This is a genomic window from Gilliamella sp. B14448G11 (genome assembly GCF_016101765.1).
GTDB classification, from domain to species: domain Bacteria; phylum Pseudomonadota; class Gammaproteobacteria; order Enterobacterales; family Orbaceae; genus Gilliamella; species Gilliamella apicola_N.
The window spans coordinates 252,502-266,059 of record NZ_JACFPX010000002.1 but is presented as its reverse complement, the minus strand read 5'-3'; the positions used below and the strand labels follow the sequence as shown (position 1 = coordinate 266,059).

9 protein-coding genes are annotated in these 13,558 nt (G+C 32.6%); 6 read left to right on the top strand and 3 right to left on the bottom strand.

What is annotated here, in order from left to right:
* Nucleotides 1–241: 241 nt before the first annotated feature.
* Nucleotides 242–1,744, top strand: a complete 1,503-nt coding sequence (locus H3S88_RS02440; protein WP_198227443.1) for an MFS transporter — start codon at nucleotides 242–244, stop codon at nucleotides 1,742–1,744.
* Nucleotides 1,745–1,817: 73 nt separating this feature from the next.
* Here the strand turns inward: H3S88_RS02440 and H3S88_RS02435 are convergent, their stop codons facing one another.
* Both H3S88_RS02435 and hda read right to left on the bottom strand, forming a co-directional pair.
* On the bottom strand, nucleotides 1,818–2,597 hold the full coding sequence (locus H3S88_RS02435) for a Cof-type HAD-IIB family hydrolase (RefSeq protein WP_198227441.1): 780 nt from the start codon (nucleotides 2,595–2,597) through the stop codon (nucleotides 1,818–1,820).
* Between the two features lies 1 nt (nucleotide 2,598).
* Nucleotides 2,599–3,282 carry a DnaA inactivator Hda gene (hda, locus tag H3S88_RS02430; RefSeq protein ID WP_065738138.1) on the bottom strand — a complete coding sequence of 228 codons (684 nt, stop codon included), beginning with the start codon at nucleotides 3,280–3,282 and terminating at the stop codon, nucleotides 2,599–2,601.
* Between the two features lie 950 nt (nucleotides 3,283–4,232).
* On the opposite strand from hda, the gene mnmG reads away from it, so the two are divergent.
* Both mnmG and rsmG read left to right on the top strand, forming a co-directional pair.
* Nucleotides 4,233–6,125, top strand: coding sequence for a tRNA uridine-5-carboxymethylaminomethyl(34) synthesis enzyme MnmG (gene mnmG / locus H3S88_RS02425; protein ID WP_086326516.1), 1,893 nt, complete (start codon nucleotides 4,233–4,235; stop codon nucleotides 6,123–6,125).
* A complete protein-coding gene (gene rsmG, locus H3S88_RS02420) occupies nucleotides 6,103–6,702 on the top strand; it encodes a 16S rRNA (guanine(527)-N(7))-methyltransferase RsmG (RefSeq protein WP_198227439.1) in 600 nt (199 codons plus the stop codon). The genes mnmG and rsmG overlap by 23 nt, the downstream gene beginning before the upstream one ends.
* 45 nt (nucleotides 6,703–6,747) lie before the next feature.
* Here rsmG and H3S88_RS02415 read toward each other — a convergent pair whose 3' ends face one another.
* Nucleotides 6,748–8,013, bottom strand: coding sequence for an N-acetylmuramoyl-L-alanine amidase (locus H3S88_RS02415; RefSeq protein ID WP_198227437.1), 1,266 nt, complete (start codon nucleotides 8,011–8,013; stop codon nucleotides 6,748–6,750).
* A 559-nt stretch (nucleotides 8,014–8,572) separates the two neighbouring features.
* On the opposite strand from H3S88_RS02415, the gene miaB reads away from it, so the two are divergent.
* From miaB to mrdA, 3 genes are all read left to right on the top strand, one after another.
* Nucleotides 8,573–10,000 carry a tRNA (N6-isopentenyl adenosine(37)-C2)-methylthiotransferase MiaB gene (gene miaB / locus H3S88_RS02410; RefSeq protein WP_065738134.1) on the top strand — a complete coding sequence of 476 codons (1,428 nt, stop codon included), beginning with the start codon at nucleotides 8,573–8,575 and terminating at the stop codon, nucleotides 9,998–10,000.
* 581 nt (nucleotides 10,001–10,581) lie between these two features.
* Nucleotides 10,582–11,601 (top strand): PhoH family protein, encoded by a 1,020-nt coding sequence (locus H3S88_RS02405; protein WP_232352456.1) that lies wholly within the window; start codon nucleotides 10,582–10,584, stop codon nucleotides 11,599–11,601.
* Between the two features lie 18 nt (nucleotides 11,602–11,619).
* Nucleotides 11,620–13,557 (top strand): penicillin-binding protein 2, encoded by a 1,938-nt coding sequence (mrdA, locus tag H3S88_RS02400; protein ID WP_198227480.1) that lies wholly within the window; start codon nucleotides 11,620–11,622, stop codon nucleotides 13,555–13,557.
* Nucleotide 13,558 lies beyond the last annotated feature (1 nt).

Genomic DNA, 13,558 nt, shown 5'->3' with positions numbered 1-13,558 from the left:
TTTATTAATGTTTTCTGTTAATAAGATCACAATTTAAAAAAACAGTTCTAAAAAAATAATAAAAACATGATATTTATAATGTTACTTTTTAATACTACACATATAGTAATTTTCACATTAACCAAATTGTTACCAAAATCACATTTCTAAAAAAAAATTTGGAATAAACTTGTATAAATTAAATATTATTTTAATAATATTTTTAAAACAGTATTTCATAATTGTTAAGGAAAATAGATTTATGGCTTATAATCAGAAAAAAATAACCTTACTAACTCGATTTTCGTATGGTAGTGGTAATTTAATAGGAAGTGGTGCATTAGCAATCAGTGCTGCTTGGTTATTATACTTTTATACAACCTTTTGTGGACTTTCGGCATTTCAAGCAACGTTAATTTTTTCAATTGCGACTTATTTAGATGTGATTTTAAATCCATTAATGGGATTTATTACTGACAATTTTAACCATACTAAGCTTGGACGTCGATTTGGCCGTCGTCGATTTTTCATCTTATTTGCCATTCCATGTATGATTATTTACCCATTACTTTGGCTTGATGGAATGAATTTCTGGTACTACTTAACGACCTATATTTTATTTGAATTCATCTATACCATGATTATGATCCCCTATAATACATTACCAGTAGAGATGACTAAAAACTTTGATCAACGTACTTACTTAGCGGGTTCAAAAGCAATGTTTGGTAAAGTTGCTAACTTCTTAGCTGCTGCTATCCCTGGCGTATTTTTCTATTTATTTGATGGAAAAGACTCTCCATTACCATTTTTATTAACGGGTATAACTTACGCATCTATCATGGCAATTGCACTCATTTTACTTTACTTAAACAGTTGGGAAAAATCAGTTGATGAAATTGAAGATGAAACAACTTCTGGTCTTGGAGAAAGCATTGTTAAATTATTTTCAGATGTCTTTTCAACTTTCCGTTTAAAAACCTTTAGAAACCACTTAGGTATGTATCTATTTGGCTTTGGTGCAGAATGGTTATTTGCTGCAACGTTTACTTATTTCGTTGTATTTAACTTAGGTCAACCAAGAACTTTTGTTTCGCAAATGAACAGTTTAAGTAGTATTTGCCAATTAATTTCAACCGCTTTCTTTATGGCTTGGTGTGTAAAACGCGGATTTAAAAGACCATTTGTCATTGCTATATTAATCGTAATTTCTTCAGTAGTCGGTTATATCGGTGTCTACTACCTTAACATGCCTCATGTTACTTGGATTGTTATTGGTATTACTATTTGGTTCGGTTTAGGAACAGGCGGTGTCTATTATATTCCTTGGAGCGTATACACATTCTTAGCAGATATCGATGAAGTACTAACAGGCAGACGCCGTGAAGGTATTTATGCTGGAGCAATGACCATGGCGGGTAAATTAATGCGTGCAACAATTGTCTTTGTCTTAGGTATTGTATTGAAATACTCTGGTTTTGTATCTGGTGTAGATGCAGTTCAACCACAAAGTGCAATTACTGCAATTAACTTAGTATTAGTCATAGGTGTGTGTGGAATGGCATTATTAGGTATTTTCTTCACATATCGTATGAAATTAGACAAATCAACTCATGCACTTATTATTCAAGAGCTTGATAGATTGAAAAATGGTGGTAAAAAAGAAGATGCAACACCAGAAATAAGAAGCTTAGTTAAAGAGTTAACTGGTTTTGATTATGATAACTGTTTTGGTAACAATAACGTTGGTTTTAAACAACACTAATAAAAATAAATAATAATAATATAATCAATTATAAATCATCTAATCTAACCAATTAGATGATTTTTTTTATATTCTAGATTAAACCAAATTTTTCTAATGCTTTAGCAATACCATCATTATTATTGGTATCTGTTATATATTCAGCTTGGTCTTTTAACCCATCAACCGCATTTCCCATAGCGATTGGATGATCAACAGTAAGAAACATTTCTAAATCATTCATACCATCACCAAAGGCATAAGTTGGCACATCATCAAACCCTTTCATTTTTAAAAGTTCCTTAATACCTCTGCCTTTTGAACCACCATGATTAAAGACATCAACACAATAAGGAGTATTACGAATAAAAGTGAGTTCAGGAAACAACTGACGATAAGCCGATTCACCTTGTTCACAAAGTAATAGCAACATCTGAATAGGTTCTTTTAAATAGATTTCATCATCAACAGGAGGAACATCTTGTTTTAAATAGTGATAAAATTTTTGTGCTGATTGACTATTTTCACTAATTCGCATTGTTTTGTAATTATAAAAAGACAAAGGAATATTTTTCTTTTCTCTAGAAAATTCATATAACCGAGTGATAACGTTTTTATCAATATTATTGGTAAATATCACCTCTTTTTCATAAACAACAACTTGTCCATTCATCCCTATAATCGAGTCTATGTTGGTTTCTTTCATCAAATTAACAACTTCAAGCGGAGTTCTTCCTGTTGCAATCATAGGTATCATATTATTTTGCTTAAGTTTTTTTATTGCATCATAAGAACTCGGCAATAGATCTATATTGCTATTAAATAAAGTACCATCTAAGTCAAAAAATACGATAGCTTCAGGTTTTTTAGTCATATTACAAATCCAAGATATTTTTAATAAAAGGAATAGTTAACTTACGTTGTTGAGCTAATGTTGCTACCTCAAATTTCTCTAATAACGAAAATAAGGTTCGCATATCACGATTTACACGTTTTAATAAAAATAACCCAACTTCTGTTGATAATTCAAACCCACTTAATTGAGCTCTTAGCTGTAAAGCTTTAAGTTTATCATCATCACTTAATTCTTTTAATTGATAAACTTGCCCCCAAGACAATCTAGAAACCAAATCTGGTAAGATAAAAGAGATCTGTTTAGGTGGAGCACTTGCAGTAATTAATAACTTAGTAATGTTCTTTTCTGTTAATCGATTAAATAAATCGAAAATAGCCTCTTCCCAATCCCTATGGCCCGCTATAGCATCAATATCATCTAAACATACTAAATCATAATTATCTAATCCCTGTAAAATTTCTGGTACTAAATGATAATACTGTTTTAAAGGAATATAACTGGCTAACTTATTTTGACTTGATGCATGTAATAGATGAGTACGGCCAGAAACCGTTGCTGACCATATATAAAAGGCATTAAAACTCTCTTTACCCAATAAGGTTTGCAAAGAATCAAACAATAATTGATTATCACCTACATAAAAACTATCAAAAGTTTCATTATTAGGTAATGAAAAAGGTAAAGGTAGCTGTGAAAGAGTAATAAAGAAACCTCACAATAAAAAAACGAATCGTATTAAGTATAAATTTGCTTTTATAAAAATCAATCACTTTTATGGAAAAGTAAATTAGATCCTATAAATGTCTATAAAATATTTAATTTTAAAGCAACAAAATACTTTGTAAACTTTCTAAGTTATAACTTCAAATAATTAAATATACAATTTGTATTGGTATGAAACTAATCACATTATCATTATTTATCAAGAACAAAATAACTTATGTTCAATTACATAAAAATACTTTGAGTCGTTCAAATATCATTACACAATTTTCATCACGCTAATTTTGTTTTTTTATAATAAATAATTTAAGCACAAATACTGTTATATATTATTATAAACGAACTTTAATATATCATAAAATCATTGAATTAACCTGAGCTATATTTTCTGATCTAAAAGTAGTTCCGTTAAGTTAAAAATTTAAAAATATTTTCAAAGATCCTCTTATTAATTTGATCCCTTAATCAATATTATAAAAATAGATCATATTACCAAGTGTAAAAATAACCCAATAAAAAGCTAAAAATTAAGCAAACAAACTTATTTTTTGTGGATAACTCTGTGGTAAAACCGGATCATAAGCTGTGATAAGCATATTAACAACCTAAAAAAATAAATTCGTTGTGGATAAGTAATATATTTATAAACAATCTTAAACAGGAAAAGATCCGATCAATTAACAGAGTTTATTCTTCAATAAGATCTTATAAAATAATTAGAAATAAAAGTTATCAACATAAAGGATCCACACTAATAGTAATAAAAATAAAAAGATCATATAAAAGATCTTATTTAATTTAGATCGCGATCAAAATAGATCATTTGACGTAATAAAAAAGATGAGTAAAATTCCTTACGCTAAATAAAACCAAATCACTTGATCAAAAAAATTGATCACCTATATATAAAATAACAAACGAGGCTTTTTTATGTTTTATCCAGATCTTTTTGATGTCATTATCGTTGGTGGTGGACATGCTGGAACCGAAGCCGCTATGGCATCAGCAAGAATGGGGCGGAAAACACTACTTTTAACCCATAATATCAATACATTAGGACAAATGTCTTGTAATCCAGCCATCGGTGGTATAGGTAAAGGTCATTTGGTAAAAGAAATTGATGCTATGGGAGGATTAATGGCACATGCTATTGATCTAGCAGGGATCCAATTTCGAATATTAAACAGCAGTAAAGGACCCGCGGTAAGAGCAACACGCGCGCAAGCAGATCGATCTTTATATCGAAAGGTAATTAGAACGACACTTGAAAACCAAGAAAATTTGATGTTATTTCAACAATCAGTTGAAGATGTGATCATTGAAAACGATCAGATCACAGGTGTTGTCACGCAAATGGGTGTTTCTTTTAAAGCAAAAGCAGTAGTATTAACCACAGGTACCTTTTTAGACGGTAAGATCCATATAGGACTTGATAATTATAGTGGTGGACGAACAGGCGATCCTGCTGCTATCGGTCTATCTAAAGCATTGCATCAATATCCATTTAGAATGGGGCGTTTAAAAACCGGTACTCCACCAAGAATTGATGCCAGAACAATTGATTTTTCACAATTAGGTACACAATATGGTGATGATCCTGTGCCGGTATTTTCATTCTTAGGTAAAGCAAGTGAACATCCTAGACAGATCCCGTGCTATATCACCAGCACCAATGAAACGACACACGAGATCATTCGTAATAGTTTGGATCGCAGCCCTATGTATACAGGCGTTATTGAGGGTGTTGGGCCACGATATTGCCCATCAATAGAAGATAAAATTATGCGTTTTGCGGATCGTAATTCGCATCAGATCTATTTAGAACCAGAAGGATTAGACAGTAATGAGATCTATCCAAATGGGATCTCAACAAGTTTACCGTTTGATACTCAACTTGCTTTTGTTCGAAGTATGAAAGGATTAGAGAATGCGAATATTGTCAGACCAGGTTATGCGATCGAATATGATTATTTTGATCCTCGAGATCTCAAACCAACGCTTGAAAGTAAAGTGATCAAAGGATTGTTTTTAGCTGGACAGATCAACGGTACTACAGGTTATGAAGAAGCCGCAGCTCAAGGTATGTTGGCAGGATTAAATGCCGCACGCTTTGTTTATGATCAAGATCAATGGTATCCAACTCGTGATCAAGCTTATTTAGGAGTATTAGTTGACGATCTTTGTACACTTGGTACCAATGAACCTTATCGTATGTTTACTTCACGTGCTGAATATCGTTTAATGCTTCGTGAAGATAATGCAGATATTCGCTTAACGGAAATTGGCCGTAAATTAGGTATGGTTGATGATTATCGTTGGCAACGTTTTAATGAAAAATTTGAAGCTATTGAGCAAGAAAGAGCGCGTTTACGTGATATATGGGTACACCCGCATATTGAAACAATCGATGAAGTAAATGCGGTATTAAGTGCTAATCTAACCAAAGAAGCCAATGGTGAAGAGTTGCTTAAACGTCCTGAAATGAGCTATCAAACCTTAAAATCACTGTCACTTTTTGCGCCTGGACTGTCTGATGAGCAAGCTGCTGAACAAGTTGAAATTCAGGTCAAATATGACGGCTATATCAAATTACAGATAGAAGAGATTGAACGCCAAAAACGTAATGAAGAAACACTTATTCCTGATCATATAGATTATGCGGAAATTTCAGGTTTATCAAACGAAGTTGTTGCCAAATTAAAGCAACATAAACCTGTATCAATTGGACAAGCTTCACGTATATCAGGTATTACGCCGGCAGCGATCTCCATGCTATTAGTTTATTTAAAAAAGAAGAATTATGTTAAAAAAGAAACTCACTAATCTTATTGATCAAACGGATCTTTCGATCTCTGATCTACAAATTGATCAGCTGGTTAACTATGTTGAAATGCTTAATAAATGGAATAAGGCTTATAATTTAACTGCGGTGCGCGATCCAAACGAGATGCTCATTAAACATATTATGGATAGCTTAGTTGTGTCGCCTTATTTAATGGGTCAATCTTTTATAGATGTGGGAACAGGTCCTGGACTGCCAGGTGTCCCATTAGCCATTATTAATCCTGATAAGCAATTTGATCTGGTTGATAGTTTAGGTAAACGTATTCGTTTTTTAAAACAGGTACAATTTGAATTAAAACTTACCAATATCAATCCAGTGCAAAGCCGGATTGAAGAGTATACCGATAAAAAATTTGATGGTGTTATTAGTCGTGCTTTTGCTTCTTTGCAAGATATGCTTAGTTGGTGTAAACATCTGCCTAATCAACAAGGCGCTTTTTATGCTCTAAAAGGCAGTGATATTGATGCTATTCCTGTCGGTTTTACACTTAAACAACATATTAAGCTTACCGTTCCACAATTAGATGCGGAGAGAAGTTTAGTTATTATTCAATAGTTTTATTACTCAAACGTATAGTTTACCTGAAACTTCTTAACAAACTTATTTTTTACGTTTTTTCAGGTAATCTTTAATACCATTAACAATAGCGGTAGATATTTGGATCTGGAATGCAGCTGTATTTAATTTCTTTTCTTCATCGGCATTACTAATGAAGCCTGTTTCAACTAAAACAGATGGAATATCAGGTGCTTTTAATACTGCAAAACCGGCTTTTTCAATTGATGGTTTATGTAATTTGTTGACACTCTTCATGCGATTCAAAATTGAACTACCTAAAATTACACCATTGCTAAGCGTAGTTTTTTGTACTAAATCTAAAATAGTGTTATCTAAGTACTTATCGCCACTGCGACTTACTCCACCTATTTGGTCGGCTTCATTTTGCGTTTGTGCTAGATAGCTTGCAGCTGAACTACTCGCTCCTTTAGTAGATAGGGCAAAAACAGTTGATCCTTTTACGGATCGATCAACAAAGGCATCAGCATGAATCGAAATAAAAAGATCCGCTTGTAAAGATCGAGCTTTCGCTACTCGCACATTTAAAGGTATAAATACATCTTCATTACGAGTCATATAGACTTTTATATTGGGTTCTTTCTTAAGTAGATCATAAGTGCGTCGAGCTATTTGCAATACGATATCTTTTTCTCGTGTTTTTTTCAAACCAATAGCGCCCGGATCTTCACCACCATGACCAGGATCAAGCACTACTATTACTGGTGGTGTTTTATTTTGTGTGTTTTTCTTCTGTGGTGGTTTCTTTTTATTGTTATCAACTTTGATTTCAGACTGTTTTTTAATAAGCTCACCATCTTTATACTCTTCTAATAGAGCAAGTAAAGGATCATCATCTTCAGTTGAAGCTACTTTGGATGGATAAAGATCGATAACTAAACGATTCTTATATTTTTCAATAGGTGGAAGTGTAAAAGAATTTGGATTAACATCCTGTTTTAAATTGACCATTATTCTTACAGTTTCGTTATTTAGCTTAACAACATCTATCGATTTAATATAAGGATCGTGACTTAACACTTTTGATGATATCTTTTTTAAAGTCGCATCTAAATTAATATCATTAATATCAATAGCTAGTCTTATTGGGTTATTTAGTAAAGAATATTTATATTTTAGACGCGTATTGGTCTCTATTGTAATTCTTGTATAGGTTGATGAAGGCCAAACACGTACTGCAACCACTTTCGCTAATGTAGCAGCAAAGCCAACACGAGTGACAGATAATAAACATGTCGCAATGATGCCTTTAATTAATAGGCGCTTTGTTGGACTGTGTGTATTGGGCATATCTAAACTATTTATTTACTGAGACAATTGACCGCAAATAATAACATAAAATATTTATTTTTTAAAAAGAATGATTATCATCTTCACCTACTTTTTTGATAGAAGATTTATCTATATTTGCTATTTTAGATGAATTGTTATTCTTAATAAATGATTAATTTATTATTATTTTTTTATTAATAGATCCACTTTAATAAATATAATAATGCAAAAAAAATGCTTTAAATTCAACATGAAGTTAATTTTTATGTGATTTGCTCTTAGTATTTTAAATTAAACATTGTTTTAGTTATCTCTTTTCTATATATCGAATTAATCAGAAATAGATAGTTAACCAAATATTAGCGTTTCTGTCGAAATTATGAAAATTTTAACTGGGGTTAATTTATAATCTGCAATATAGCCGTAAATTTTATTAAAAAATATAAAGTATTACCTTGTTTTACCGTTTTTTATTTTATTATAGACCCTACAATCACAAAGGATTACAATATAAGGCGCTAAAATCGCGGATTTAAACCCGTTTTCATTTTAACAATTAATTATAGCTGAGTTATTGATGAGCAAAAAATTACATATAAAAACATGGGGATGCCAAATGAATGAGTATGACTCAACCAAAATGGCTGATCTCCTTGAATCCACCCATGGTTTAACATTGACTGAAAATGCTGAAGAAGCAGATATTCTATTACTTAATACTTGCTCTATTAGAGAAAAAGCCCAAGAAAAAGTATTTCACCAATTAGGACGTTGGAAAAATCTTAAACAGCATAATCCTAATATTATTATTGGAGTTGGTGGTTGCGTGGCTTCTCAAGAAGGTGCTCATATTCGTAAACGAGCCCCTTTTGTCGATATTATTTTTGGACCACAAACGTTTCATCGTTTACCTGAGATGATAGAGCAAGTTCGTAGTGGTAAAGGTCAGCATGTTGTTGATGTTAGTTTTCCTGAAATTGAAAAATTTGACCGTTTGCCTGAACCTCGCAGTGAAGGTCCAACAGCATTTGTCTCTATTATGGAAGGATGTAACAAATATTGTACTTATTGCGTGGTACCTTATACTCGTGGTGAAGAAGTAAGTCGACCTTGTGATGATGTTATTTATGAAATCGCACAACTGGCTGAACAAGGTGTGCGTGAAGTAAATTTACTGGGTCAAAATGTTAATGCTTATCGTGGACCAACTTTTGATGGTGATATTTGTTCATTCGCTGAGTTATTACGTTTAGTGGCTGCCATTGATGGTATTGATCGTATTCGTTTTACCACCAGCCATCCAATTGAATTTACTGATGACATTATTGATGTATACCGTGATACGCCTGAACTGGTTAATTTTTTACATTTACCAGTACAAAGTGGTTCTGATCGAGTATTAAATTTAATGAAACGAACCCATACGGCAATTGAATACAAATCCATTATTCGTAAATTACGTAAAGTACGTCCTGATATTCAAATAAGTTCGGATTTTATTGTCGGTTTTCCTGGTGAAACGCAAGAAGATTTTGAGCAAACCATGAAACTCATTGCTGATGTTAATTTCGATTTAAGTTATAGTTTTGTTTATTCTGCTCGTCCAGGTACGCCTGCTGCAGAAATGGAAGATAACGTATCAGAAGAAGAGAAAAAACAGCGTCTGTATATTCTTCAAGAACGTATTAATCAACAAGCAATGCAATTTAGCCGTCGTATGTTAAATACAGTACAACGTATTTTAGTTGAAGGTCCATCTAAAAAAGATTTGATGGAATTAACTGGTAGAACTGAAAACAATCGTATTGTTAATTTTGAAGGTTATCCTGATATGATTGGAAAATTTGTTGATGTTGAAATTACCGATGTTTATCCAAATTCTTTACGTGGTAAAGTGGTTCGAACCGAAGATGAAATGGATTTACGAGTGAGTCAATCACCAATGTCTGTGATATCTCGAACTCGTAAAGAAAATGATTTAGGGGTGGGAATTTATCATCCATAGTAAAAAGTAGATATTTAATTAACTTATTAATATAAAAATGATTATATAAATAGGGATGAAAGGAAAATAATTAGTTTGTTATATTGTGGACTTTTGGATAGAAAATTAATGATTACAGCGGAAATGTCATTATCCCAGTAGCTGTGCAACGAAAAAATTATTGGTGATGAGAACAACAATATACTTAAATAAAAGTAACCAAATATTTTACCTTTTTTATCCCTATTTTTAGTTATGAAATATTAATAAAACATATAAAACATATAAAACATATAAAATATAATCACTGTAATTCTGATTATAATGAAAAAGTACTATAATATGTAGCTAACATTTGAACAACAAACAGTATGTTATGTTGAAAAAGAATAAAAAAAGCGAAATGCCAATTATAATGTTAGTTAATAAAATAAAAGTGCAAGGTTTAATAAACAGCAATCTAAAAAAAGTCTTTAATAATATTATATTAGGCAATATTGTTGGCTGTAACCGTTAAAAATGGATGTTTAAAAGGGGTGGAAAAGTGCTATTTATGTGAATAGCGCCTTAGTGATTAAATTACTATTAAGAGGGACTTAACTTTGGATATTATTACACATGAAATTGTACTTGAACCAGCCGATAATAATAGGCTTAATAGCCTTTGTGGTCCTTATAATGACAATATTAAACAACTTGAAAGTCGATTAGGTATTGAAATTAATCATCGAGGTAATCTATTTGCCATAATCGGTAATGCTGCCTGTGTTAAAGCTGCAGAGGATATTTTGCTGTCTCTTTATAGGCATACCATAAGCAAAAATAAAATTGTAGAAATTGAATCTGAGCAGGTTCATTTAGCCATAAAAGAGTCAGGTATACTTCAAAAAATAAGTGAACATCTACAACAAATATACATCCATAATCAAGCAGTTAAATTGGTTATGATAAAAACTAAACGTGGTGTTATAAAACCGCGAACCCCTAATCAAGCACAATATGTTGCCCATATATTGGATTATGATATTACTTTTGGTATTGGTCCAGCAGGAACGGGTAAAACTTATTTAGCTGTGGCTGCGGCTGTTGATGCGTTAGAAAAACAACAAGTTCGTCGAATTGTATTAACTCGTCCGGCCGTTGAAGCTGGTGAAAAACTTGGCTTTTTACCTGGCGATCTAAGTCAAAAAGTTGATCCTTACTTACGACCTCTTTATGATGCCTTATTTGAAATGCTCGGTTTTGAAAAAGTTGAAAAACTCATTGAGAAAAGCATTATTGAAATTGCACCACTTGCTTATATGCGTGGACGCACACTTAATGATGCTTTCATTATTCTTGATGAAAGTCAAAATACGACTATCGAGCAAATGAAGATGTTTTTAACCCGTATCGGTTTTAATTCCAAAGCGGTAATAACGGGTGATGTTACTCAAATAGATCTCCCTCGCAATCAAAAGTCTGGCTTACGTCATGCTATAGAAGTATTAAGTAAAGTTGACGAAATTAGTTTCAACTTTTTTAATAGTGATGATGTAGTTCGTCATCCAGTCGTTGCCAGAATTGTTAATGCTTATCAAAAATGGGAAGAAGAACAGCAGCAGGCTGCTAAAAGTGTTTAAAGGAGTATTACTATCCCTATCTCAAGTAACAAAAAGAAAGGCAATATTCGTGATCACTCAGCAGAAACCAATTTGTTTTTGCGGCGAGCACTGTTTGCTTTTATTGTAATTATTTTATTATTATTAGTTTTACTTGTTAACTTAGCTGATCTTCAGATTGCTAATTTTAGTTATTACAGTACTAAATCTAATAATAATCGTATTGAAATTATTCCTATTCCACCTAGTCGTGGTATGATTTATGATCGTAATGGTACACCATTAGCCATTAACAATATCACTTATCAACTTAATATTATTCCTGATAAAATCAAAAATCTGAATGAACAATTTAATCAGTTAAAAGCCATTGTTGATTTAACTGATGAAGATATTGAAAATTTTCAAAAGGAACGCCGAAATTATAAAGCGCATCGTCCTGTCCCATTAAAAGATAATTTAACTCAACAACAGATAGCGCATTTTGTTGTTGATCAGCATCGCTTTCCTTATGTTTCTATTGTTGGGATACAGCATCGTTATTATCCATATGAAGCATCATTGACTCATATTATTGGCTATATTTCGAAAATTAATAGCCAAGATAAACAACGTTTAGAGGAGGAAAACAAAAGTAGTAATTATGTCGCTACATTTAATATCGGTAAAATGGGGATTGAAAAATATTATGAAGATGTATTACATGGCATCCCAGGTTATGAAAAAGTAGAGGTTAACAGTCGAGGACGAATCGTAAGTCAACTTAATCAATTCCCACCCCAAGCAGGTGAGGATATCTATTTATCTATCAATCTTAAGTTGCAACTTTATATAGAAAAATTGTTAGCAGGTCGTAAAGCTGCCGTAGTTGCCATTGATCCTAATAATGGTGAAATTTTAGCCTTGGTTTCAAGCCCTACTTACGATTCTAATCCATTTGTAGGAGGAATATCGAGTGATAAATATAAAGCATTACTTAATGATCCTAATAAACCTCTTTATAACCGAGCATTACTTGGTTCATACCCACCAGCTTCTACCGTGAAACCTTATATTGCCATTGCCGCTTTAAGCGAAGGTGTTGTTACATCAAAAAGCGTAGTAAACGATCCCGGATGGTGGCAATTACCAGGAACCGAAAGACGTTATCGAGATTGGTTAAAATGGGGGCATGGGAAAGTTGATGTATTAAGAGCAATTGAAGAATCCGTTGATACCTATTTTTATCAGGTTGCTTATGATATGGGTATTGATCGTTTAAATGCATGGATGACTAAATTTGGCTTTGGTGAAAGAACGGGGATTGATATTTCAACCAATGAAGAGAGTCGTGCTGTTATGCCAAGTCGAGAATGGAAAATACAACGCCATAAAAAATCTTGGCTACAAGGAGATACTATTCCTGTTGGTATTGGTCAAGGTTATTGGACCGCAACCCCAATACAGATGGCAAAAGCATTAACGATATTAATCAACAATGGTAAAACCTATACCCCACACTTTTTATTATATAAAAAGAGCGACATTATAAACTCCAATGAGCAGCAACCAATAATTAATCCAGAAAAATATCTAGAAAATAATAGTTTATCAGATGTTAATCCAAGCTATTGGGCACTTGCTAAAGAAGGTATGTATCGTGTTATGTTTGGTTCGAGAGGAACGGCACGTAAAATTTATGCTGATGCCAAATATCAAGCAGCAGGTAAATCGGGAACTGCACAAGTTTATGGGTTAAAAGTAGATGAAGTTTACAATGCCCAAAATGTTCCTGAACATTTACGTGACCACGCCTTGTTTGTTGCCTATGCACCTTATGACAAACCCAAAATTGCTTTGGCTATTGTTTTAGAAAATGGTGGCGGCGGAAGCTCAAACGGCGGTGCCGTGGCGCGTAAAATTTTAGATTTTTACCTTCTTGGTAATAATTCAACCGAGTTAGATGAATCATCACCAAATACAGGAACTGAAGATTAAT